21 protein-coding genes are annotated in these 23,016 nt (G+C 63.5%); 12 read left to right on the top strand and 9 right to left on the bottom strand.

Features of this window, described 5'->3' with window-relative positions; all coding sequences use genetic code 11:
- The 12 genes from EI545_RS05055 (at position 1) to chrA (ending at position 11,689) form a co-directional block, all read left to right on the top strand.
- Entirely contained in the window at positions 1-1,077 is a 1,077-nt protein-coding gene (locus EI545_RS05055) for a DegT/DnrJ/EryC1/StrS family aminotransferase (RefSeq protein ID WP_216842495.1), read from the top strand.
- Complete coding sequence (locus EI545_RS21615) at positions 1,065-1,694, top strand: LbetaH domain-containing protein (RefSeq protein WP_125324463.1); 630 nt, start codon at positions 1,065-1,067, stop codon at positions 1,692-1,694. Before EI545_RS05055 ends, EI545_RS21615 begins: the two co-directional genes overlap by 13 nt.
- The gene (locus EI545_RS05045; protein ID WP_125324462.1) at positions 1,691-2,524 is read left to right on the top strand and encodes a glycosyltransferase family 2 protein; all 834 of its coding nucleotides are present in this window, start codon (positions 1,691-1,693) and stop codon (positions 2,522-2,524) included. Before EI545_RS21615 ends, EI545_RS05045 begins: the two co-directional genes overlap by 4 nt.
- 108 nt (positions 2,525-2,632) lie before the next feature.
- On the top strand, positions 2,633-2,932 hold the full coding sequence (locus EI545_RS05040) for a ribbon-helix-helix domain-containing protein (protein WP_125324461.1): 300 nt from the start codon (positions 2,633-2,635) through the stop codon (positions 2,930-2,932).
- A 92-nt stretch (positions 2,933-3,024) separates the two neighbouring features.
- Positions 3,025-3,420: a VOC family protein gene (locus EI545_RS05035; RefSeq protein WP_125324460.1), complete on the top strand. Its 396-nt coding sequence runs from the start codon at positions 3,025-3,027 to the stop codon at positions 3,418-3,420.
- A gap of 35 nt (positions 3,421-3,455) precedes the next feature.
- Positions 3,456-3,977, top strand: a complete 522-nt coding sequence (locus EI545_RS05030) for a gluconate 2-dehydrogenase subunit 3 family protein (RefSeq protein ID WP_125324459.1) — start codon at positions 3,456-3,458, stop codon at positions 3,975-3,977.
- 13 nt (positions 3,978-3,990) lie between these two features.
- Complete coding sequence (locus tag EI545_RS05025) at positions 3,991-5,559, top strand: GMC family oxidoreductase (protein WP_125324458.1); 1,569 nt, start codon at positions 3,991-3,993, stop codon at positions 5,557-5,559.
- Positions 5,560-5,721: 162 nt separating this feature from the next.
- Positions 5,722-6,249 carry a hypothetical protein gene (locus EI545_RS05020; protein ID WP_125324457.1) on the top strand — a complete coding sequence of 176 codons (528 nt, stop codon included), beginning with the start codon at positions 5,722-5,724 and terminating at the stop codon, positions 6,247-6,249.
- Entirely contained in the window at positions 6,246-7,961 is a 1,716-nt protein-coding gene (locus EI545_RS05015) for a GAF domain-containing protein (protein ID WP_216842494.1), read from the top strand. Before EI545_RS05020 ends, EI545_RS05015 begins: the two co-directional genes overlap by 4 nt.
- Before the next feature lie 17 nt (positions 7,962-7,978).
- Positions 7,979-9,388 (top strand): FAD-binding oxidoreductase, encoded by a 1,410-nt coding sequence (locus EI545_RS05010; RefSeq protein WP_164517218.1) that lies wholly within the window; start codon positions 7,979-7,981, stop codon positions 9,386-9,388.
- A gap of 21 nt (positions 9,389-9,409) precedes the next feature.
- Positions 9,410-9,955 (top strand): c-type cytochrome, encoded by a 546-nt coding sequence (locus EI545_RS05005; RefSeq protein WP_125324455.1) that lies wholly within the window; start codon positions 9,410-9,412, stop codon positions 9,953-9,955.
- A 516-nt stretch (positions 9,956-10,471) separates the two neighbouring features.
- The gene (chrA, locus tag EI545_RS05000) at positions 10,472-11,689 is read left to right on the top strand and encodes a chromate efflux transporter (RefSeq protein WP_125324454.1); all 1,218 of its coding nucleotides are present in this window, start codon (positions 10,472-10,474) and stop codon (positions 11,687-11,689) included.
- Between the two features lie 32 nt (positions 11,690-11,721).
- On the opposite strand, the gene EI545_RS04995 is transcribed toward chrA, so the two are convergent.
- The 9 genes from EI545_RS04995 to EI545_RS04955 all read right to left on the bottom strand — a co-directional run bounded on the left by EI545_RS04995 (position 11,722) and on the right by EI545_RS04955 (position 22,912).
- Entirely contained in the window at positions 11,722-12,729 is a 1,008-nt protein-coding gene (locus tag EI545_RS04995) for an LLM class flavin-dependent oxidoreductase (protein WP_125324453.1), read from the bottom strand.
- Positions 12,730-12,819: 90 nt separating this feature from the next.
- A complete protein-coding gene (locus EI545_RS04990) occupies positions 12,820-14,325 on the bottom strand; it encodes a tripartite tricarboxylate transporter permease (protein ID WP_125324452.1) in 1,506 nt (501 codons plus the stop codon).
- A gap of 9 nt (positions 14,326-14,334) precedes the next feature.
- Positions 14,335-14,799 (bottom strand): tripartite tricarboxylate transporter TctB family protein, encoded by a 465-nt coding sequence (locus EI545_RS04985; protein ID WP_125324451.1) that lies wholly within the window; start codon positions 14,797-14,799, stop codon positions 14,335-14,337.
- Positions 14,800-14,867: 68 nt separating this feature from the next.
- A complete protein-coding gene (locus EI545_RS04980) occupies positions 14,868-15,845 on the bottom strand; it encodes a tripartite tricarboxylate transporter substrate-binding protein (protein ID WP_125324450.1) in 978 nt (325 codons plus the stop codon).
- A 203-nt stretch (positions 15,846-16,048) separates the two neighbouring features.
- Positions 16,049-17,392, bottom strand: coding sequence for a sigma-54-dependent transcriptional regulator (locus EI545_RS04975; protein WP_125324449.1), 1,344 nt, complete (start codon positions 17,390-17,392; stop codon positions 16,049-16,051).
- Positions 17,389-19,179: a sensor histidine kinase gene (locus EI545_RS04970; RefSeq protein ID WP_125324448.1), complete on the bottom strand. Its 1,791-nt coding sequence runs from the start codon at positions 19,177-19,179 to the stop codon at positions 17,389-17,391. The genes EI545_RS04975 and EI545_RS04970 overlap by 4 nt, the downstream gene beginning before the upstream one ends.
- A 133-nt stretch (positions 19,180-19,312) precedes the next feature.
- Positions 19,313-20,512: a multidrug effflux MFS transporter gene (locus tag EI545_RS04965; RefSeq protein WP_164517217.1), complete on the bottom strand. Its 1,200-nt coding sequence runs from the start codon at positions 20,510-20,512 to the stop codon at positions 19,313-19,315.
- Positions 20,513-20,555: 43 nt separating this feature from the next.
- Complete coding sequence (locus tag EI545_RS04960) at positions 20,556-21,728, bottom strand: nuclear transport factor 2 family protein (protein WP_125324446.1); 1,173 nt, start codon at positions 21,726-21,728, stop codon at positions 20,556-20,558.
- A 116-nt stretch (positions 21,729-21,844) separates the two neighbouring features.
- Positions 21,845-22,912, bottom strand: a complete 1,068-nt coding sequence (locus tag EI545_RS04955; RefSeq protein WP_125324445.1) for an ester cyclase — start codon at positions 22,910-22,912, stop codon at positions 21,845-21,847.
- Positions 22,913-23,016 lie beyond the last annotated feature (104 nt).

The following is a 23,016-nucleotide window of genomic DNA, read 5'->3' as shown; positions in this document are numbered from 1 at the left end:
ATGCGGCGCATTGCCCGATATCGTCCGGCGATCGATGCGGCGATTGCGCGCGTGCTGGATGGCGGCACCGCGATCGGGGGCGTTGAGGTTGCGGCATTCGAGGCGGCCTTTGCCGCCTTCTGTGGCGTCGGCCATGCCATCGGCTGCGGGAACGGGACAGACGCGCTAGTCCTTGCCTTGCGGGCGGCGGGGATCGGGCCGGGGGATGAGGTCATCACGGTCGCGCTGACCGCGCACGGGACGGCGCAGGCGATCCGGCTTGTCGGGGCAATGCCGGTCTTCGTAGAGGTTGATGCAGCAACGCGCACGATGGATCCCGCTGCCGCCGCCGCCGCGATCACTCCGCGCACGACGGCCCTGATCCCGGTGCATCTTTACGGGCAGATGGCCGATATGCCCGCACTTGCCACACTTGCCGCGCAGCACGGCTTGTTCCTACTGGAAGATTGCGCGCAGGCGCATGGGGCAGAAATCGCCGGACGCAGGGCCGGAAGCTGGGGGCATGCGGCGGTGTTTTCGTTCTACCCGACCAAGAACCTTGGCGCCGTGGGGGATGGCGGGGCGGTGATCACGCAAGATGCGGCCCTCGCCGAACGGATCCGCGCTCTGACCAGCTATGGCTGGACCGACGCACGGCGGATCAGCGACGTGGTTGCCGGAAACTCGCGGCTCGACACGATGCAGGCGGCGATCCTTGCCGCCCTGCTGCCGCATCTGGATGAGGCGATTGCCGAACGCCGCGCCGTCGCGGCGGCGTTGCATGCGGGGATCGGCGAAGCGGTCATCCTGCCACGCTGGGATGACGGCGCGGTCTGGCATCAGTTCGTGATCGCTCACCCCGCGCGCGATCGGCTTGCCGCCTGTCTGGCCCGCGATGGGATCGGCACTGCCGTCCACTACACCCCGCCCCTGCATGTGCAGCCCGCCTTTCTCAGCGATGGTCAGCCACCGCTTCCCATCACCGAGCGTCTGGCGGCCGAAGTTTTGAGCCTGCCGATCCAGCCCGAGATCGCTGGCCCCGCCATTCAGGCCATCATCGACGCGGTTCGCAGGGGGGCGGCGGAATGCGCGCGGTGATCTATGCCACGGGGTCGACCTTCGTGGTCGAGGTTGAGGAAAGCCTGTCGCGCGCTGGGATCGAGCTGGTCGCGGGCATCCGAAATCGGGACGGACCCTGCCATCTGTCCAACCCGGCGCAGTCGGTTCCGCTGGCCGGGGCAGGGCCGGGCCTGCGCGACCTGCCCTTTATCGTGCCGCTTTTCACCCCCGCGAACCGCCGCGCCGCGGTGGCCGAAGCGCGGGCGCAGGGCTTTTTCACCCCCCTGTCGTTGATCGACCCGACAGTGATCCGCCCGCGCGACCTGCCACAGGGCGAGGGGCTTTACGTCAATGCAGGCGCGGTCATCGGGGCTGGCACCCGGTTCGGCGCCTTTGTGGTTGTTAACCGGACCGCAAGCCTTGGGCACGATTTGATCTGCGGTGACTATGTATCAATCGGGCCGGGTGCGGTGCTGGCCGGAATGATCACCCTGGGGGATGACGTCGTGATCGGAGCAGGCGCGGTCATCCTGCCCGAGGTCACGGTCGGCGCGGGCGCGGTGGTCGCCGCAGGCGCGGTCGTCAATCGCGACGTGCCGGCCGGCGCGACAGTCGCCGGGAACCCCGCCCGCATCGTGCGGCGCGGCGACGCATGACCGTCCACCTTTATACCCTGTGCTGGAACGAGGCGGACATCCTGCCCTTCTTCTTTCGCCACTTTGATCCGGTGGTGGACCGCTATGTCATCGCTGACGACGGTTCGACCGATGGCTCGCTTGATTTCCTGCGGGCGAATCCCAAGGTCGAGGTGCGGCGGTTCCAGCGGGTCGTGGCCGACAGTTTCGTGCTGTCGCACCAGCGCTTTCAGAACGAAGTCTGGCAGGAAAGCCGGGGGGTGGCGGATTGGGTCATCATCACCGCGCTGGACGAACATCTGACGGTGCGGGGGGGCCTTGGCCCCTATCTTGCGCGGTGCCGGGCAGAGGGCGTCACGCTGATCCCGGCACTTGGCTATCAGATGGTGAGCGAGGACTTTCCCGCCCCGGAGGAAACGCTTGTCCGATCCCGCACGAAAGGTGCGCCCTATCACCGGATGAACAAGCTGGCCATCTTCGATCCCGCCGCAATCACCGACACGGGCATCCAGCCGGGCCGCCATGTCTCACGCCCGGGGGGCCGCCTTGTCTATCCCCGGCGGGATGAGCTGATGCTTTGGCACTACAAGCTGATGGGCAAGCAGCGCATGCTTGACCGCCAGCGCGCGCAGAGCAAGGCCCTTGGCGCGGGCGATGTGGCCCAAGCCTTCGGCGCGCATTACGCCGCGGCGGATGCCGAGATGCTGGCTTTCTGGGCCTCGTTCGAGGAGCGTCTGATCGACCTTGGCGATCCCGCCTTCGATCCGGCGCGGCCCGGCAATCACGAAGGCCCGCTTTGGTGGCGCAGGGGCCGGGCGAGCCGGATGTGGCGCTGGCTGCGAGGGCGCTGACGGGGCACCTGAAATCTGGCCCTCTTGTCGCCGTGTCGCAATGGTGAATTGACGCGTCGTGCTTTCCGCCGCATCCTTTTTGCAAGGATTTTCTGGGGGGAGCCAGCAATGTGCCAGTTGTTCGCCGGGCAAGATCCGGCCCGCTATGAATATGTCACCCGCCGCTTGCGACTGAACGGGCAGTCTACGAGCATCCGGTTGGAACGCGCATTCTGGGGTATCCTGGATCAGATGGCTTGCAAGGATGGCGCGACGACGCCCGCGTTCCTGTCAAAGCTGCATTCCGAGGTTCTGCAGCAGCATGGCGAGGCGACGAATTTCACCTCGCTCTTGCGCTGTGCCTGCACGATCCATCTTGGCGAACTGGATCAGTTGCCGCAGGCCGACAGCCGGTTCGCCGCTGAATAGACGGAAAAGCGGTCTGTAGTAGTCCGCTACTACCCGCACCCAAAATTGGTTCTTTAGCCTTACCAAAATCGACCGTGATGTTGGGAGGGTTCATGGCCAAAGCCATTCATTCGATGATCCGCGTGCTGGACGAGGCGCGCTCGCTGGCCTTCTACGAACAGGCCTTTGGCCTGACAGTGGCTGAACGGCTGGATTTTGACAGCTTCACGCTGATCTATCTGTCCAACCCCGAAAGCACGTTCGAAGTGGAACTTACGGTCAACAAGGGCCGCACGGAATCCTATGCGCTGGGCGATGGCTACGGGCACCTTGCCGTGTCGGTTGCCGACGTTGACGCCGAGCATGCCAGACTGACGGCCGCGGGCCTTGCCCCGCGCAAGCTGGTCGATTTCGCGCCCGCGGGCACCGTCATCGCCCGTTTCTTCTTCATCGCCGATCCGGATGGCTACCAGATCGAGGTCTTGCAACGGGGCGGCAGGTATCTCTGACGCATCCACGCCGACGAAAATCAAGGGAGGACGACATGACCAAATTCGAAAGGACGGGCCTCACCCGCCGCGCACTGCTTGGGAGGGCAGTCGCAGCCGGGGCGTTGACGGTAACAGGTGTCGGTTTCATTGCCGCCCCAAACGCCGCTTGGGCGCTTGAGGTGTCGGTGATCACCCCGGCCCAGATGGCCACGCTCTTGCAGGTGGCGCGCGACATCTACCCGCACGATCAGGTGCCGGACCAGTTCTACGCCGTCGCCGTCAAGGGCTATGACGCTGAGGACCGCAAGGAACTTGTCGCCACCGGCATCGCCGAGCTTGACGCCGCTGCCAAGGCGCAGGGCCATGCCGATTATGTCAGTATCGGTTGGGAGGAAGACCGCGTGAAGGTGCTGCAGGCCATCGAATCTTCGGTGTTCTTCCAGACCGTCCGGGCTGGCCTTGTGACCGGGCTTTATAACCAGAAAGAGGTCTGGCCGATCTTCGGGTACGAAGGCGAAAGCTTCAGCCAAGGCGGCTACATCGACCGCGGCTTCGACGACATCAACTGGCTGTAAGGGGGGACGACACATGGCAACGTTTGATCTGAACGACGACTCTGTGGTCGTCATCATCGGCACCGGGGCAGGCGGCGGCGTCCTGGCCAATGAGCTTGCGCAGAAGGGCGTCAAGGTCGTGGCGCTGGAAGCGGGCGGGCGGTATCTGCCCGAGGATTACATCAACGACGAATGGGAAAGCTTTGGCCAGCTCGCTTGGCTGGACACCCGCACGACAAGCGGCGACTGGCGTGTGGCCAAGGATTTCTCGGGCCTTCCGGCGTGGATCGTCAAGGCGGTTGGCGGCACGACCACCCATTGGGCGGGCGCGTCGCTTCGGTTTCAGGACCATGAGTGGAAGGCGCTGAGCACTTATGGCCCGGTCGAAGGGGCGAACCTTCTGGACTGGCCGATTGACGCGGCCGAAATGGCCCCATGGTACGAAAAGGCCGAAACCAAGTTGGGCGTGACCCGCACGGGTGACCGCGCGGGCCTGCCGGGGAACAACAATTTCAAGGTCTTCGAAAAGGGCGCGAAGGCGCTGGGCTATAACGAGGTCCACACCGGCCGGATGGCGATCAACTCGGCCGATTACGACGGTCGTATGGCCTGCCAGCAGACCGGCTTCTGCTTTCAGGGTTGCAAATGGGGGGCCAAGTGGTCTGCCGCCTACACCGACATCCCGGCAGGTGAAGCGACGGGCAACCTGGAGGTACGCGACCGCAGCCATGTCGCAAAGATCCTGCACGATGAGACAGGCAAGGTCACGGCAGTCGAGTATTTCGACAAGGATGGTGTCAAACAGACCCAGAAGGCCCGCATCGTCTGCGTCGCCGGCAACACAATCGAAAGCCCGCGCCTGCTATTGAACTCAGCGTCAGAGATGTATCCAAACGGTCTGGCAAACTCCTCCGACCAAGTGGGCCGGAACTACATGCGGCATGTCACTGGATCGGTCTATGCGATCTTCGACAAGCCGGTGAAGATGTGGCGCGGAACCACCATGGCCGGGATCATGCAGGACGAAGCCCGCCATGATCCCAGCCGCGGGTTTGTCGGCGGGTATGAGCTTGAAACTCTGGCTCTTGGTCTGCCGTTCATGGCCGCGTTCCTTAATCCCGGCGGCTGGGGCAGGGGGTTCACCACCGCCCTTGACCATTACGAAAATATGGCCGGGATGTGGATTGTGGGCGAAGACATCCCGCAGGCTGACAACCGCATCACCCTGTCGCCCGATGCCAAGGACCAGTTCGGCCTGCCGGCGCCGAATGTTCATTATTCGGATCACCCGAACGACGTGGCGATGCGCGATCACGCCTACAAACAGGGCATCGCGATGTATGAGGCTGTCGGGGCCACCCGCGCCTTTCCGACGCCGCCCTATCCGTCGACCCACAACCTTGGCACCAACCGCATGTCGGAACGGCCAGAGGATGGGGTGTGCAACAAGTGGGGCCAGACCCACGACATTGCGAACCTCTTCATATCCGATGGCTCGCAGTTCACCACCGGGGCCGCGGAAAACCCGACACTTACGATCGTCGCCCTGGCCATCCGCCAAGCCGACCACATCGCACGGGAAATGAGCGCGGGAAGCATCTGACCCGGCAAGGCACAGTCTGGCGCGCGGTTTGCCCATCGCGCGCCGGAACCTGTCCATGACCTACCCGGCGGAGGGTATGCCCATCCGCATACATCCCTCGTAAGGTATTTGCGTTTCACGCGCACTGTCCTAACGTCGGGCGACCGGGTGGGCGCTTGTGCGATGCAATCCAAGACCGACGCAGCAGTCAACGGGAGCAGTTTTTCGACCCGGGCGACCGGAACGGTGGTGCTGTCGCATGAGATTGTCGCGTTCATTGAAAGCGGCGTCAGCATCATCGTCGGCGTGGTCGGAGCGGATGGCCGCGCGCGGGCCGGGCGGGCGCTGGCCGTCCGGGTATCGGCCATCGGGGCGATCCGGCTTGTCTATGCAGTCGAAGGCAATGCGGCGCTCATCTCAACGGCGCAGTCTGGCGGCCCGATAGCCGTGACGTTCAGCGCGCCGATGACGCATCGGACGATCCAGCTGAAGGCTCCGTCGACCAGAACCGAGCCGCTTGAACCCGAAGATCGGGTCAGCCTGATGCGCCAGACCGATGCCTTTGCGGCCGTCCTTGGTGCAATCGGTTACCCGCCGTCGTTTGTGACGTCGTTCCGCGACCGCCGGTCTCTGGAGGTTTGCGTGCTGAGTTTCATTCCGAATGCAGCCTTTGAACAGACCCCAGGACCAGGCGCGGGGCGTGAGCTGTGACGGGAACCATCGGCCACCCCCGGGACGATGAAGCGCCGGTCCTCGCACTGGATTCGCTTCGCGATTGTTTTGAGGGCGCAGTTCCGGCCGTCCTTGCCACCGTCGATCCGGGTGGCATCCCGAATGTGTCCTACATCAGCCAGATCCACTACGTTGATCCGGGCCGCGTCGCGTTGAGCTACCAGTTCTTCAACAAGACTCGTCGCAACATTCTGTCTTCCCGCACGGCCGCGGTCGAAGTGATCGACCCGCTGACCACGGCGTTCTATCAACTCGATCTGGATTTCGAGACAACTGAGGCCGAGGGGCCGCTGTTTGAATCGATGAAGGCCCGGCTGGCGGGCATCGCCTCGCATACCGGGATGGAGGGGGTGTTTCGGTTGATGGGGGCCGATATCTTCCGGGTCCGGGCCATCAGGCAGGCCCTGCCCCCAAGGGTCCCGCGTCCGGTGCCGCAGGTTGCCATGCTTCCCGCGCTGCGCCGTGTGCTGGCCGACATGGTGCGGGCGGACACCTTGGGGGACCTTTATGACCGCACGCTTGATGCCATCGCCCGGCATCTGGGCATCACCAACCTGATGATCCTTGTACCCGACGACACCCGCAATGCGCTGGATGCGGTTGCGACATGGGGCTACCCGGCGTCAGGCATCGGGTCAGAGGTGCGACTAGGCGATGGCGTGATCGGGGTGGCGGCGCGCGAAAAGGTGCCAATCCGGATCGACCACATGTCGTCGGACTATCTTTACAGCAGGGCCGTTCGCGACCAACTGCTTGCCGAGGCCGGGCCCAACGCAGCCGAGGTACCCGGAATTGCGTTTCCCGGACTGGCGCGGCCGGAAAGCCAGATCGCGCTGCCGATGATCTGGCACGGTCGGCTGGTCGGCGTTCTTTTCGCCGAAAGTCTTCTGCCTCTGCGGTTCAGGCACGAAGAGGAAGACACGCTTGCCTGCATCGCAAGTGCGCTTGCCGCCCATGCCGCCGCGCTGGCGATAGACGACGATACCGCCGGGGCAGTTACGCCTCCAGCGCCTGGCGGGTTCGACACGACGCTTGTCCTGCGGCATTTTGCTGCCGATGACAGCGTCTTTGCCGGTGGCGACTACCTTATCAAAGGGGTGGCAGGTGCGATCCTGTGGAAGCTTGTGCGCGCCTATGTGACGACCGGATGCAGCGAGTTTTCCAACCGCGAACTGCGGCTTTCGCCAGAACTGCCCTGCCAAGCCATGCCGAGAACCTTGAGGCGCGGCTTGTGCTGCTGGAACGGCGGCTACGGGAAAAGGCGCTGCCGATCCAGCTGGAAAAGACTGGTCGTGGGCGGTTCCGGCTTGCGGTCCAGGCAAACATCGCTGTCCGCGAAGAGTGATTTCCCCACGGGTCAAGGCCAGTGTTTTGCCCTTAAGAAGCTTTTAAGATTCCGCGAGGAAACACTTAGCGAGCATCCCGCATCCTTGCACAGTAGATGTGCGTTCGTTCACCTGAACACCCCGATGCGGATGCCAATGGCCAGATGGGCGGTTTTGCCCGACGACCGGAAGCCCGCCCGTTCCAAGGTTTCCGTCCCCGCAAGAGGTGGACAGGATTGCCGTGATCCGACGCCCGACGGGTGGATGGGACTGGTCGGGGATTTGCGTGGTGGGCGGGAACGTGCAGCCCATAAAAGGTTGCAGAATCATAATGTTGGCCGGTGTTTCCCGGCACCGAGGAATTGAAAGCAAGGAACATGAAGATGCATATCGAAGATCTCCGCAATCAGGTCAGCGGCCATGTCATCGCTGAGGGAGAGGCGGGTTTTGCCGCCGCGCGTGAGGGGTTTGTCTGGAACGGGCGCAAGCCGCAGGCGACCCCTCGCGTGATCGTTCAGGCGGCCTCGGTCGCCGACGTCCAGGCGGCGGTGCGCTACGCCTTGGCGCATGGGTATCGGGTCTCAGCCCGGTCCGGTGGGCACAACTGGTCAGGCATCGCGCTGCAGGACGGCGTTGCGATCGACCTTAGCGCGCTGAACGCCGTGACGATCGACCGGAAGGCCCGCGTTGCGGAAGTTGAACCCGCCGCGAAGAACCTTGCCATGGCCATCGCGCTGACCGCCGAAGGGCTGGCCTTCCCGGTCGGCCATTGCGGCGACGTCGCGATGGGCGGCTACCTGCTCGGCGGCGGCTTTGGCTGGAATGAGGGCACTTGGGGCCCCGCCTGCCACCTGATCGAAAAGGCCGAGGTGGTGCTTGCCGACGGTCGTATCGTCATGGTCAGCGACAGCGAGAACCCAGATATCTTCTGGGCGCTGCGGGGGGCTGGTCCGCTATTCTTCGGGATCGTCACGCGCTTCTGGCTTCGCTTGATGCCACTGCCCCCGGCGATGGCCGTGTCGACCTGGACCTACCCGCTGGCGCGGGTGGCTGAAGTGACCGCCAGCCTGAAACGGCTGTCCAACGTCCTGCCCGGCTTTGCCGAAGTATCCCTGTCCCTTGCCGCCGCGCCGCCCCATCTGGGCCTTGGCGATGCGAAGTTCGCAACTGTCATCCTGACGGTCTATGGCGGGTCGATGGCTGAAATCTCCGGTCTTGTGCGCAACACTGGCGACATCCTGCCCGACGCTGCAATTGCCCACACGCCCACCACGCCTATCGATTTTGCCACGCTCTACGGCATTGTCGACCAAAGCTTTCCCGATGGCAGCCGCTACGGCGTGGACTGCATGTGGAGTGAGGACGCCGACACAACCTTTGCCGGCCTTGCGCGAATGGTTGCCAATGCCCCATCGGCCCAGTCGAATGCCATCGGCGTGATATACGGGCGCAATTCGGCCTTGCACCGCGGCCTGCCCGACGCCGCCTTGTCCGTGACCGGTTCGGTCTGCGGGATCATGCATGGAACTTGGGATCCGGCCGCAGATGATGCGCTGAACCTTGCGTGGTTGCGCGCTGGGATGGACAGTCTCGATCCCGTGACCAATGGGCGTTACGTCGGGCACGCGGATTTGGCGCGGCCCGGCCGTATGGAAGCCTGTTTCAGGCCCGACGCCCGCAGCCGGATCGCGGCCCTTGCCAAGGTCCATGATCCCCAAGGCATCTTCGGCAACCGCAAGGTGCAGGACGCAATCGTCTCTCAGCAAGAGACTGCCGTGCTCGCGGCTGAATGAGATTGGGGCAGGAGCAATAAAATGATCAAGTTTCTTAACCTATCCCCCCGGATTGCGCGGGGCCTGCAGCCCGAATTCTCTGCTGCGGTCCTGTCGGTCGTCCTTGCGACACTGATCCCTGCTGCCGCGAAAGCGGATGAGGCTCAGATCGAGCGCGGCCGTTATCTGGTCCAGATCGCTGGGTGCGGCGATTGCCATACGCCGGGCTACTTTCTGGGCAATCCGGATCCACAGCGATTTCTTGGCGGGTCGGATGTCGGGTTCGAAGTGCCGGGCCTCGGCATTTTCCACGGGCCGAACCTGACTCCGGACGATGCGACGGGCATCGGCACATGGAGCGCGGAGGAGATCGTGACCGCAATCCGCACTGGCGAAAGGCCTGACGGGCGGGGGCTGGCCCCGGCCATGCCTTGGCCAAACCTTGCAGCACTGACTGATGACGATGCCTACGCTATCGCAGCATTCCTGCAGTCACTCGATCCGGTGGTTCACAAGGTGCCAGAGCCGATCCCACCCGGAGAGACGTCGTCTTCCTTCGTCATGCGGGTTATCCCCCCGGGCGGGTGACCCTTTATGCAGGCCAGCAATTACCACCGTGTCGCGCTCATATCGGCCGGTCACGCCTGCCCCATTGCTGCGACGCGCAAGCAACGCTCGATCTTCCCTGCCCATTTGGCGAAGCCTTGCGCGTCGGCAATCCGTGATCAACCCTTACGACCGTCCGGCGGATCGGCTGTCGATCACTGCCTCAAGCAGCACCGATGTGACTGGAGACGGTCGAGCATGCCCAATCCGGGCAGGAAAGTGCCCAACAAGCCAAAGGCGGAGGGTAACATCACAGGAGAGGTCCATCAGTGCAGGGGCGGCCCGCCCAGAATGGGCACCTCAATCCTCAGCGGGTTGACCCGAAAGTAGCACGCTGCTTTATCGGCTCTCGATATCGAAAGCGGATACCGTCATCATGCCCGATCAAGCGCGAGGGACGAGCGTCGCGCAAGTTTTACACGATCACCCGAAAACGACCCGAAGGGCCTGCTGGGCGCGGGGTCGTTTGCAGGAGCTGAACGGAAGGGCGTAGGCGGAATGACGGACAGGACAGACAGCACGGAAACGCGTCCTGCTCAAGGAACAGCGGGAGAGGTCTTTGCAACCTTTCTCAAGCTGGGTCTGACTTCATTCGGCGGCCCGATTGCCCATCTTGGCTATTTCCGTGATGAGTTGGTCACTCGGCGGCAGTGGCTAAGCGATCACGCCTATGCTGATCTTGTGGCACTGTGCCAGTTCCTGCCTGGCCCGGCCTCATCTCAGGTCGGCTTTGCCTTGGGAATGCGGCGTGCAGGGTGGCTTGGAGCGCTTGCGGCCTTCACGGCCTTCACGCTGCCCTCTGCGCTGCTGTTGCTGGTCTTTGCCATGACGGCAGCGTCAATCTCTGGTCCCATAGGCACGGGAGCATTGCACGGGCTGAAGACCGTCGCGGTGGCAATCGTTGCGCAAGCCGTCTGGGGCATGGCCAAAAGCCTGTGCCCAGACCGGGAGCGCGCTACGATTGCGCTGGGTGCAGTGATGCTGCTGGCCTTCGTTCCGGGGGCCTTCGGAATGGTTGGGGCGATCGGGCTTGGCGCGCTGGCTGGTCTTGCCCTTGGGCGCGGGTCGAGAACGCCGATCGGCGGGCCTGTCGCCATGCCCATATCGCGCGGGATCGCGGCTGCCGCCCTTGGTGTTTTCTGCGGACTGCTTGTCCTGCTGCCGCTGATTGCGGGCGATAGCCAGACACTGGCGCTGATCGACAGCTTCTACCGCGCTGGGGCGTTGGTTTTCGGCGGCGGTCACGTCGTTCTGCCGCTGCTTGAAGCCGAAGTGGTGCAACCCGGCTGGGTCACACAAGACCAGTTCCTTGCCGGATACGGCGCGGCGCAAGCCATGCCCGGGCCACTGTTCACCTTCGCCGCATATCTTGGGGCAGTGCTTGGGCCAGAGCCGAACGGCGTGGCCGGGGCGTTTCTTGCGTTGTTGGCGGTGTTCCTGCCCGGCTTCCTGATCCTGATCGCCGTCCTGCCGTACTGGGACCGGTTCCGCGCCATGGCGGCAGCACAGTCGCTTATGCAAGGCGCGAATGCCGCTGTCGTGGGTATCCTTGGCGCGGCGCTTTACTCGCCTGTGTTCACCGGTGCCATCGGCGATCTGCGCGACTTTGCGCTGGCGCTTGGGTGCTTCGTTCTGCTGATGGCGTGGAAGGCCCCGCCTTGGGTGGTGGTCATCGTCGCGGCAGCCGGAGGAGTCCTTCTCGCCTTGATGCCCTAGACACCGGACCCTTCGCAGCGCGCCCCGCCGGATCAGGCGGCAACGGGTTCCGTGCACAAATCGGCAAGAACACGCGCCGCAATCGCAAAGGATTGCACCCGTGCAGAGGGGTCGTGGATCATTCCCGTCACCATCAACTCATCCGGACGGTAGGTGTCGACGATGGTCTTCAACTGATCGCGCACCGTCGCCGCCGAGCCGGTCGCCGAACAGGAAAGGGCGTGTTGAACCTGCACCATGACCGCGGGCGATATCTCATGCTCGGGGTGCTGCACTGGATAGGGAAGTTTGCCCGGGTTTCCGCTCCTGAGGCGCGCAAACGCGAGCAGTTGCGAAGAGCGAAGAAACGCCGCCTCGGAATCCGTGTCTGCCGCGCAGACCCCGGCTGCAATCATCACATACGGCTTTTCCAGCGACTGCGATGGCCGGAAAGTACTGCGGTAAACCGCAAGTGCCTCTTCCAGCATCGTTGGCGCAAAATGTGACGCGAACGCATAGGGCAGGCCAAGATATGCAGCCAACTGCGCACCGTAGAGGCTGGACCCGAGAATCCACACAGGAACATGCGTGCCGACGCCGGGAATGGCCCGCACCGGCGTTCCCTGTGGCAGGTCGCCGAAATAGCTGATCAGTTCCTGTACATCATGGGGAAAGCTGTCATCCGGTGCCATGTGCCGTCGCAGCGCCCTCGCGGTGGCCATGTCGGTGCCGGGCGCGCGGCCAAGTCCCAGATCAATCCGGCCGGGGAAGAAGGTTGCAAGTGTTCCGAACTGTTCGGCGATGACCAAAGGCGCATGGTTCGGCAGCATGATGCCCCCGGCACCGATGCGCATGGATTTCGTCGCGGCTGCAACCTGCCCGATGACAACCGCCGTGGCCGCACTGGCGATGCCCGGCATGTTGTGATGCTCGGCCAGCCAATAGCGGTGGTATCCGAACCCTTCTGCGGCCTGTGCCAGTTCTACCGTACTGGCAAGCGCTTCGGCAGCAGTCTTGCCTTCGGGGATGGGGGACAGATCAAGAAGCGAGAATTTTTGCATTATAGCCTCCGGTGACACACACCTATGCAGCCGGACCGGGCAAGCCAAGGGGCTTGCCCGTTCTTTGCGCCCTGGCCGGCCGGAATGGCTTCAATCCGCCTCGACAAACACCTCGTCGCGTTTCTTTCGGATCGAGGGGAGCAGCATCACGATCAGCACGGCAACGGTCAGCAGCAGAAGCGTCAGGCTGATCGGGCGTGACAGGAAAACCGTCGGGTCCCCCCGACCCAGGATCATCGCCCGGCGCAGGTTTTCTTCCAGCATCGGCCCCAACACAAAGCCAAGCAGCAGGGGTGCGGGCTCGCATCTGAGTTTGAGCAGGACATAACCCATGAGGCCAAAGAACGCGACGGCGTAGAGATCGTAGACATTTGAATTCACCGAGTATACGCCGATCGAGCAGAAGGCCATGATCATTGGGAACAGCACATGGTAGGGCACTTTGAGCAGTTTCACCCAAAGCCCGATCAGCGGCAGGTTCAGCACGACCAGCATCAGATTGCCGATCCACATGCTGGCGATGATGCCCCAGAACAGCGCTGGCTGTTCGGACGCGACATTTGGCCCCGGCACGACGCCTTGAATGATCATCGCACCGACCATCAGGGCCATGACAGGATTTGCAGGAATCCCAAGCGTCAGAAGCGGGATGAACGACGTCTGCGCCCCGGCGTTGTTGGCCGATTCCGGCCCGGCGACCCCGGCGATGGCACCTTTGCCAAACTCCTCGGGGTGGTCGGAAATCCGTTTTTCGATGGTGTAGGATGCGAATGCGGCCAGCACTGCCCCGCCCCCCGGTAGAATGCCAAGGACCGATCCCACCGCCGTGCCCCTCAGCATCGGCGCCACCATGCGCTTCAAATCCTCACGCGAGGGGAACAGCCCGCCCAGGCTGGTCCCCAGGACGGTGCGGTCCTGTTCGCCCTCCAGATTGCGCAGGATTTCGGCGATGCCGAACACACCGACGGCAAGCGCCACAAAGCTGAGGCCGTCCGCATATTCCGTGATGCCGAAGGTAAAGCGCGGGGTGCCGGTGTAGATGTCGGTTCCCACAAGGCCAAGGATCAAGCCAAGGACAACCATCGCCAAAGCCTTCAGGATCGACCCATGCGCAAGGGCTATGGCCGACACAAGGCCCAGCAGCATCAGGCTGAAATATTCAGCCGCGCCGAACTTCAGGGCGATGACGGTCAGGGGCGGGGCGAAAAGCGCGACTAGAAGCGTCGCCACAGTTCCCGCAAAGAACGACCCCAGCGCCGCGACGGCCAACGCGGTTCCCGCCTTGCCGCGCCGCGCCATCTGGTAACCGTCAATGGCGGTGACCGCGGACGAGCTTTCGCCCGGCATGTTGATCAAGATCGCCGTCGTCGAACCGCCATACTGCGCGCCGTAGTATATCCCGGCCAGCATGATCAGGGACGACACCGGCTCAAGCTGGAAAGTGATCGGCAGCAGCATTGCAATGGTGGCGGTCGCGCCGATCCCGGGCAGAACACCAACCAGCGTGCCAAGGATCACGCCGATGAGGCAGAAGAAGAGATTTTCGGGCGAAGTTGCGGTGGCAAAGCCCAGCGAGAGATTGGAAAACAGGTCCATCAGGGCGCCTCAGCCGTCAAGCCAGGGGCCGAAGCGCCGGAAGGGCAAGCCAAGACCGTAGGAAAAGACCAGCGTTGCAAAGACGGTGACCGCAGCGGCGAGAACGAGCGCCCAGTGAAATCGCATCTTGAACGAGGCGAGCGCGGCAATCAGCGTCGTCAGGAAGATCGCGGGCACGAAGCCAAGACCGCGGATGGTCAGGCCAAAGAAGATCGGGGCTGGCAGGATGAAAAAGACTCCGCGCCAGGCAAGTGTGCCGATGCCTTCGCCGCCACGGTCGTGGATCGCGCTGGCAAGGATCGCAGCACCAAGGACAAGCAGTATCCCCGAAAGGACCAGCGGAAAATAGCCCGGTCCCATGCGGAACGCCGTCCCCGGTTCAAGCCCCAGGGATTGCACGCCGAAAAGAAGTCCGAACAGGACAAACACAAGGCCGGCAAGTGCATCCGTCCAGTCGATGGATAGTCTCTTCATGGCAAGGCGCCTCCCCCACGCCTTATGGAAACCGGGGGCGCGAACCCTGCGCCCCCGTTCTGCTGGTGTCAGTCTGCGTAGACGCCGGCGGTTTCGATCACCGGTTTCCAGCGTTCGATTTCGGCTTCAAGCTTGGCTTTCAATGCGGCCGGGGTTGCATCGGCTGCGGGGGACGGCGCGGTACCAAGTTCGGCCAGCTTCTCGGCGATCCCCGGGTCGGCCAAGGCAGTCTGCAGCGAGGCGGAAAGCCGTTCGACCACTTCGGGCGGCGTGCCCTTTGGTGCATAGAGGCCATGCCAGACCGACACTTCCATGCCTGCAAAGCCGCCTTCACTCACCGTCGGCAGATCAGGGAAAATCTCCAGCCGCGCGGGCGAGGTCACCGCGTAGGCCTTGATCGTGCCGCCCTTGATCTGTTCGGACGTATTGGTGGTCTGGTCACACATGATGTCGATCTGGCCGCCCAGAAGTTCCGTCATCGCGGGGCCGGTCCCTTTGTAGGGAACCGTCACGATTGGCGCTTCGATTGCCTGCATGAACAGCATCCCGCACAGATGCGAAGCCGCCCCGATACCGGCATTGGCCATCGTGATCGTATCGGCGTTTTCCTTCACATAGGTGATGAACGAGGCAAAGTCGGCCGGTTCGAAATCCTTGCGGGCGACGATTGTCATCGGCACTTCGGTGACAAGGCCGATGTATTCGAAGGCTTCGGTCGTGGAATAGGCAAGGTTGCGGTAAAGCGTGGCGCTGGTCGCCATGCCGATGTGGTGCAAAAGGACGGTGTAGCCGTCGGCCTCGGCTGAGGCCACGTTGCCCGCACCAAGGGTCCCGCCGGCGCCACCGACGTTTTCCACGATGACCTGCTGGCCAAGGTCTGCCGACATGCGTTCAGCGATCAGGCGGCCTACCGTGTCGGTGGGGCCCCCGGCGGCAAACGGGACCACAAGGGTGATCTGCCGCTCGGGGTAGGTTTGGGCGATGGCTGCAGATGCGGCCAGCACCGCGCCGGCGGCGATGCCGGCGAGTTTCGTCGTCAATGCCATGGTGTCCTCCCAGACGTGGCGAGTGTTGCCCCGCGCAACATCCTCCATTGCGCGGCTGGACTGACAGGGGCGGCTTTTGACGCGTCTGGCAAAGGAAAGCCGGGGTCGGCGGGCGCGTTTCGCAGGGCTTGGCGGTCAAGTTGGGTGGAAATGGCCCCATTCCGCCAAAGCAGGGGGGTGGATTTCCACCCATCCCCCCAATGTCAGCCGTCGCTGTCGTCCCCTTCCAGGATCAGGTGGCGGTCAAGCCCGTGCTTTTGCATCTTCTCGTAAAGGGTTTTTCGACTGATCCCGAGCGATTCGTAAACCTTGCGCAGGTGCCCCCCATGCGCTGCGATGGCGCCCGCGATGACACTGCGTTCGAACCCGGCAACACGGTCGGGCAGGCGGGGGGTGGCAGGTCCGGCGGCCTCCATCCAGTCAAGGCCAAGGACGAAACGATCCGCCGCATTGCGCAATTCCCGCAGGTTGCCCGGCCAGTCCAGGGCCGAAAGGTCAGCCAGCAGTTCGGGGTCGGGGGTGCGATCTTCGACGCCGTGGCGGGCGGCGGCCTCGCGGACCAGCTTGAGGAAAAGCAGCGGAATGTCCTCGCGCCGGGCTGACAGTGGGGGTACGCGAACGGTGGCCACGGCAAGGCGGTAGAGAAGGTCCTGTCGAAACGTCCCTGCCGCCGCAGCCTGCGCAAGATCGGCCTTCGATGTCGCAAGGAACCGGACATCCAGCGGAATGGGGTCATTCGAGCCAAGGCGTGTGATCACCCGGTCCTGCAGCACGCGCAACAGGCGTGCCTGCAGATCCAGCGGCATCGAGCCGATCTCATCCAGCAGGATCGTGCCACCCCGGGCATGTTCGAAACGGCCAAAGCGGGGACGCATCGCGCCGGGAAACGCCCCGGCCTCATGCCCGAAAAGCTCACTCTCAATCATCTGGGCCGGCAAGGCGGCACAGTTGATCGCGATGAACGGCCGGCCTGCACGCGGCGACAGATCATGCATCGCCAGCGCGACCACCTCTTTACCGGCGCCGGTAGGGCCGGTGATCAGCGCATCCGCCTCGGACGGCCCAAGGGTGCGGACAAAGCGGCGCAGGTCGATCACTGCGGCGCTGCGGCCGGGCAATCGCGCCTCAAGGTCGTCGCGCTGTCCGGCAGCCGCGCGCAGGCGGCGATTTTCGATGACGAGACCACGATGATCCAAAGCGCGGCGCAACACGGCGGCAAGCGCTTGGGTGCTGAACGGCTTTTCGATGAAATCATAAGCGCCGCGCCGCATCGCCTCGACCGCAAGGCTGACTTCGGCATGGCCGGTGATCAGGATCACGGGCAACTCGCGGTCGGTTTCGACGAGCCGTTCCAGCAGGCCAAGTCCGTCCATCCCCGGCATCCGGATGTCCGAGATGACCGCGCCGTTGAAGCCGGGACCGGCAAAGCCAAGTGCCTGTTCTGCGCTGGGTAGCGAATGGACTGTAAAGCCCGCAAGCTCCAGCGCCTGCTCGGTTGACCGGCGCATCGCTTCTTCATCGTCGATCAGAAGGACGGTCTGCTTCATTCGGCTGCCATCGCCTCGGGGCTGGCGGGCGTCAGGGCTATGGTGAAGATCGCCCCGCCATCGGGGTGGTTGCTGACGCGCAGGTCGCCTGCGAAATCCTTCATGATGTTGTAGCTGATCGATAACCCCAGCCCAAGCCCGGAGCCGACCTGCTTGGTGGTGAAGAACGGGTCGAAGATGCGGTTGGCAATGGCAGGGGCGACACCGGGGCCACGGTCGCGCACAGTGATCTGGACTTCGCCGCCCACGGCCCGCGCGGCAAGGGTGATGCGGCGGTCCGCGCTGCCTTCGACCGCATCGGCGGCGTTCGACAGCACGTTGACAATCACCTGTTGTAACCGGACCGGCCCGCCACGGACAAGTGGCAGGTCGGGTGCAATGTCGAGATCAACCGTCGCACCGGCCGAATCCAGCCGATTGCGCGCGACTGTCAGGGCATCCGTGATCACCGTGTGCAGATCGACGGTCTTCAACGGCTCGTTCGGTTTGCGCGCAACATTGCGCAAGTGGCGGGCAATGGCAGCCATGCGGTCGATCAATGCAACGATCTGGCCGATGTTTTCCTTGGCGCGCGGCAAGTCTGCCCGGTCGATCAGCAGACCCGCGCTGTCGGCATAGTTGCGTGCGGCGGCAAGGGGCTGATTGATCTCATGGCTCAGGGCCGCCGAAATCCGGCCAAGTGCTGCCAGCTTGCCCGCTTGCACAAGGTCAGCCTGCATGCGGTGCAGATCGTCATTGGCGCGGGTCAGGTCCGCCGTCCGTTCGGCCACCTGGCGTTCCAGATCGGCCTGCGCCGCTGCCTGGATCGCCAGCCGTTCCGCCAGCCGTGCCCGTCGCTGAAAGACGGTCCATGCCAGAAGCAGTGCCACCAGCAGAAGCAGCCCGAAGGCCAACACCGCCAGCCGCGCCTGTGTCCTCAGGGGGGCTGTGTCCAACAGAACCCGTACCGTCCAGCCAGCTTGGGGCATCACATGTTCGGTTGCGATGTATTCGTGACTGGCCCCGTTCCCATCGGCAAGGCGCATCAGTTGCACCTTGCCTGACGCGCTCAGACCCACCTGAAGCGCACTCAGCTTCGCGTCGGCATAGCGGCGCGACACCTCGGTGCGCGCCAACCGCTCGGGCGTAAGCGGCAAAAGCCCCCGATACAACCACACCGCATCGGTCGACATGAAGACGATCCCCTCCGGATCGGTCACCAGAATGCGGTAGTCGCGCGCGCGCCAAGCGGCTTCGATCTCGTCCGCCCCGATCTTGAGGGCAAGAACCCCCACGATCTGGCCTTGGGCATCGCGCACTGACGAGGCGAAGTAGTATCCGCGTACGCCGGATGTCGTGCCCAAGGCAAAGAAATGGCCAGATCGCCCGTCGCGCGCCTCGGTGAAGTACGGACGGTACGAGAAGTTCTGGCCGATGAAACTGTCCTCCCGCTTGTGGTTCGAAGCGGCGATGGTCGTGCCGGACAGGTCAATGAGGTAAAGGTCTGACGCCTCGATCAGCGCGTTGGTTTCTTCCAGCCAGCTGTTCATGGCTGCGATCCCTGCGGCGTCGTCCGGTGCGGCCAAGGCGTCGCGCACCCTGTCATCCCGCGCCAGAAGGGCGGGAAGAGCTTCGAACCGCCGCAAGTGCCCGTCAAGCCCATTCACTGTCTGCCGCAGGGTGGTTTCAGCGCGGACCAGACCTTCATCCAGCGCGTTCTGGCTGGCGATCCGTTCCACCGCCAGAACCAGCAGCACGGCACCGGCCACGAGGGCACCCGTCCACAGGGATCTGAGCGTAACGGCCATCGGGGTCCTGACATCCTGTCGCCACTGGCCTTGCTGATACCATGGCATGTGCCTTGGGGGGAAACTGAATGACACCCCGCCCGGCCCAAGGGCTGTGGCGGCCTTGGCCCATGACATCCCCCCGTTTGCCGCTTCAGTCGCTGGGGGCCGGAAGCCACATAAGGATCAGTGCCAGCAGCCCCATCACCAGATAGCCCACAAGGACCGGCACAAGCGTGCCGTCAAACAGGTTGCCGATCACCGCTGCCGAAACAAGACTGACGACGGTCAGGACGGTCGCCTGCACTGCGGCGGCAGCCCCGGCCGTCTTTCCGAAGGGCTGCAGGGCCATGGCGTTGAAATTCCCAAAGGTCAGCCCAAGGGCAAAGAGCGTCAAGGCGCTGTATCCCAGAAACCAGATCAGCCCCAGACCGCCCATCGCCAGATCTGCCGCAAGCGCCACGGCTGACCACAGGCAATGCGCTGCAAGGGCTGTCATGCAGATGGTCTGCATCGGATATCGTCGCACCAGCCTGCCGTTTGTCAGGGTCGCGGCGGCCATGAACACCGCCAAGCCGCCAAAGTAGACCGGATACAGCGCCCCCGTATTGAAGATGCCCTGAAAAATCTGCTGCGAGGAGTTCACATAGCCCATCAACCCGCCATAGACGCAGCCCCCCGCGACGGTGATCGACATGGACCGTCGGTGGGTCAGGATCGCCGTGGCCCCGGTCCGCAGGCCCTGCAGGCTGAAGGGCGGGCGGTCGATCTTGCGCTCGGGCACCAGCAGGATCAGGGCGAGGGCGGCCGTCCAGGAAAACGCCATCACGATCAGGAACAGGGCGCGCCAGTCCACGACCAGCAGAACCATCTGGCCAAGGATCGGGGCCAGAATCGGTACGAGGATGAAGATCGACATGATCAGCGACATCAGCCGCGCCATGGCCGCGCCGTCAAACCGGTCGCGGATCATGGCGACGATGACAGTGCGGGGCCCCGCCGCGCCAAGGCCCTGAATAACCCGCCCGATCAGCACAGTCTCGAACGACTGCGCCAGCGCTGAGGTCAACGAGCCTATGGTGAACACCCCGATCCCAAGCAGGATCGCCTTTCGGCGGCCCCAACTGTCGGACAGCGGGCCATAGAACAGTTGCCCCGCAGCCAGCCCGACAAACAGCGCGGTGATCACCCATTGGCGGCGGTTGCCATCCGCAACCCCCAGATCGGCTGCCAGGCTGTCCAGACCCGGCAGGATCGCGTCAATCGACAGCGACACCAAAGCCATCATGGCGCAAGCCGTCGCCACGAAAGCCGGAGAGGCCGGGGTAGGGGATGCCGGGGTAGGGGGGGTCACCCGGCGCAGCCCTGTGCGCCGGGGTTCGGGGACATCGTCTGCCTCAGTCAAGAACCGACGGCGTGTCGGCCATCTGTGCCAGCTTGACCTGCATCGACAGCGACAACTCGTCATAGACGCGCCATTCGTCGACGATCTTGCCGTCCTTGTAGTGGTAGTGGCTCATCCCCATCACCTGCACCCGCTTGCCGGTTGGCGCGCCCAGTTCGTGCAGCAGGCCATAGCCGGTGTGGTGGCCTTCCATGATCCAGCGGACAGCAACCTTGGTGCCGCCTTCTTCACACGGGGTCGAGCAGATGTGCTGTGGCACAAAGCTGCAATCCGGAAGGGACCCGACCAGCCCCAGCGTCTGATGCATCACCGACGCCACGCCATAAAGTTCGGCCATCAGCGGGCCATGGTATTGCACGGTCGGGGCATAGACGTCCTTGATCCGGCCAAACATGCGCTGGTTGAAGACTTCGTGGAGCCAGGCCAGCGTGTCGCGTTCAAGGTCAGTATTGGCAATCGACAGGTCCGCCTTGGACTCTGGCGGGTACTGTCCGATCAGCCGGCGGTTTTCCCCGATGTCGATGGCCAGAAGCCCCTTGTCGAAGTAGGTCTTGGCCAGATTGCGGGCATAGGCCTGCGTGTCCAGCCCGAGTTGCTTCAGGACCGCCATCTGGTCTGACACCAGCCATTCGCGGTAGATCATGTTTTCAAAGATCATGCAGTCGGCCACGGTGCGCGAGGTGAAGGTGCGCCCAGTCGGCGGTCCATAGTGACCATGCTGGGTATGCCGCCCGGTGCCCGTCACCAGATGCGAGGTGTAGAACCCCTTCTGGTCATCGCCATTCCAGATGACATGGGTCGCCATGCCACGGCGCTCGGGCAGGGACACTAACCTCTGGATTGTATCGCGAACCACTTCCTCGCGCGTGTAGATTGTGCCTGTCGCACTGTAGAGCACGCAGTTGTGGGTGTAGTGCGTGTAGATCAGGCCGACATCCCGCTCGTCCCAGATCCGGTGGGTGCAGCGCACGATATAGTCGACGATATCGGTGTAGATGTCGTCAAAACCCTGCATCGGCTGGGCCCTTGGGCGGTTCTCCGGGACCAGGTGCGTAAAGTCGTGGCGTTCCACCTGCAGCACCTCGGATGGTTTCTGCCGTGACAGCGAGTGGGCAGGGCTGCCCGACGCCGGTGCGCCCGATGCAGGTGTATCTGCGGCTTTCATGATGGCTCCATCGCCGATGTGGCGGGTTGAGGATGGGACGAGTAGAAGGTTCGCATAATTTGAATTCGTATGCAACGACGGAAAGCGATCACTCTTGCAAGACGGGGCCGCACGGCCTAGCCACCGCGACGGAAGATCGACTGCATCCGCGCCATCACGTCGACCCCCATTTGAAGAAGCAGGTCCAGAATATCCAGCGGCACCCAGTTTTCGCGGATCAGGCCTTCGTGGTGCAGATAGAAATCCATCACCCGCATGGTGACCGGCTTTCCCGTAGCGGCCACGCCCAGAAAATCCGGCCCGACATGCATGGCAAACACGGAGGGCCAGCCGCCTGTCACGGAATAGGGGCCGTCGCCAATCCGGATGTAGTGGCCACCGCCATGCTTTGCCTTGAGGTCAGAGATTTCGTCCCACTGTCCACCGCCCTTGCGTTTTGGAAAGGCCCGCCGAAACGGCAACTGATGATAGTCGACAAACCCCTGCAACCCGCGCGTCGTGCCGATGCCAGAGGGGCCGTACCACATCATCTTCGGGTGCCAGTGCTGTTTCTGCGGCATGTTCAGCAGGCCTGTCCTGCCTTCGCCAGCCAGATCATCATAGGCACCCAATGTGCCATGCATTGCCAGGGTTTGCGCAAGGCTGGCTGCGGATTGCACCGGATCAGTCTCGCGAAAGACCAGACCGTCGCCGGTGATTGGCCCGGGCCACATGCCTTCGGTTCCAAGGCTTGGGGCCAGCGGCCAGAACCCTGCCTGACGGATGACGTCCAGAACGTCCCACAGGCAGTTTGACTGCACGATCCGCCCGCCCTCAACTTGATGCACCTCGCCGTAGCGCAGGTAGATCGGGCGGCCGGTCGCTGGGATTCCCAACCAGTCCGAACGGAAAGTCCCGCAGTAATGCCCAACCATCGCAACATAGTCGCGGCCATCGTAATGACCCCCGGTCACGATCAGGTCCCGGCGTTCAAGGTCGGGGAATGCGGCCAGAAGCGGTTGCCAGACCTGTGCGGCGATCGCCTCCGGGCCCCGGTGTTCGTTGATCGGATGCGACCCGCGCCAATGGGCGTCAGGGGCATAAAGCGCTGCGATCCGATGGGGCAGGTCCGCAGGGCGTGCCTCGGCAAGCGCTGAAAGAGCCTCTGCAATAGTGCGTTTGTTGGCCAGATGCAGGCTGTCCAAGGCAGTTCTCCGTCCTGATGTCCCGCCAGAAAACGCGGGTTGCAGCGTCAATGCAACCCTATGCAGAAAATTATTGCAAACGTATTCACGCGCTGTTAGCGTTT

The sequence above is a fragment of the Tabrizicola piscis genome (assembly GCF_003940805.1).
In the GTDB taxonomy this organism is placed as follows: domain Bacteria; phylum Pseudomonadota; class Alphaproteobacteria; order Rhodobacterales; family Rhodobacteraceae; genus Tabrizicola; species Tabrizicola piscis.
This window is presented reverse-complemented; position numbering and strand designations above follow the sequence as displayed.

Bases quoted from the DNA above. Each gene is read 5' to 3' on its own strand.
- EI545_RS04995 (WP_125324453.1), bottom strand. From the start codon at position 12,729: ATGCAAAAATTCTCGCTTCTTGATCTGTCCCCCATCCCCGAAGGCAAG.
- EI545_RS05055 (WP_216842495.1), top strand. From the start codon at position 1: ATGCGGCGCATTGCCCGATATCGTCCGGCGATCGATGCGGCGATTGCG.
- EI545_RS04990 (WP_125324452.1), bottom strand. From the start codon at position 14,325: ATGGACCTGTTTTCCAATCTCTCGCTGGGCTTTGCCACCGCAACTTCG.
- EI545_RS05030 (WP_125324459.1), top strand. From the start codon at position 3,456: ATGACCAAATTCGAAAGGACGGGCCTCACCCGCCGCGCACTGCTTGGG.
- EI545_RS04960 (WP_125324446.1), bottom strand. From the start codon at position 21,728: ATGAAAGCCGCAGATACACCTGCATCGGGCGCACCGGCGTCGGGCAGC.
- EI545_RS04970 (WP_125324448.1), bottom strand. From the start codon at position 19,179: ATGGCCGTTACGCTCAGATCCCTGTGGACGGGTGCCCTCGTGGCCGGT.
- EI545_RS05020 (WP_125324457.1), top strand. From the start codon at position 5,722: ATGCAATCCAAGACCGACGCAGCAGTCAACGGGAGCAGTTTTTCGACC.
- EI545_RS05035 (WP_125324460.1), top strand. From the start codon at position 3,025: ATGGCCAAAGCCATTCATTCGATGATCCGCGTGCTGGACGAGGCGCGC.
- EI545_RS04985 (WP_125324451.1), bottom strand. From the start codon at position 14,799: ATGAAGAGACTATCCATCGACTGGACGGATGCACTTGCCGGCCTTGTG.
- EI545_RS05010 (WP_164517218.1), top strand. From the start codon at position 7,979: ATGCATATCGAAGATCTCCGCAATCAGGTCAGCGGCCATGTCATCGCT.
- EI545_RS04975 (WP_125324449.1), bottom strand. From the start codon at position 17,392: ATGAAGCAGACCGTCCTTCTGATCGACGATGAAGAAGCGATGCGCCGG.
- EI545_RS05025 (WP_125324458.1), top strand. From the start codon at position 3,991: ATGGCAACGTTTGATCTGAACGACGACTCTGTGGTCGTCATCATCGGC.
- EI545_RS21615 (WP_125324463.1), top strand. From the start codon at position 1,065: ATGCGCGCGGTGATCTATGCCACGGGGTCGACCTTCGTGGTCGAGGTT.
- EI545_RS05040 (WP_125324461.1), top strand. From the start codon at position 2,633: ATGTGCCAGTTGTTCGCCGGGCAAGATCCGGCCCGCTATGAATATGTC.
- EI545_RS05005 (WP_125324455.1), top strand. From the start codon at position 9,410: ATGATCAAGTTTCTTAACCTATCCCCCCGGATTGCGCGGGGCCTGCAG.
- chrA (WP_125324454.1), top strand. From the start codon at position 10,472: ATGACGGACAGGACAGACAGCACGGAAACGCGTCCTGCTCAAGGAACA.
- EI545_RS05045 (WP_125324462.1), top strand. From the start codon at position 1,691: ATGACCGTCCACCTTTATACCCTGTGCTGGAACGAGGCGGACATCCTG.
- EI545_RS04980 (WP_125324450.1), bottom strand. From the start codon at position 15,845: ATGGCATTGACGACGAAACTCGCCGGCATCGCCGCCGGCGCGGTGCTG.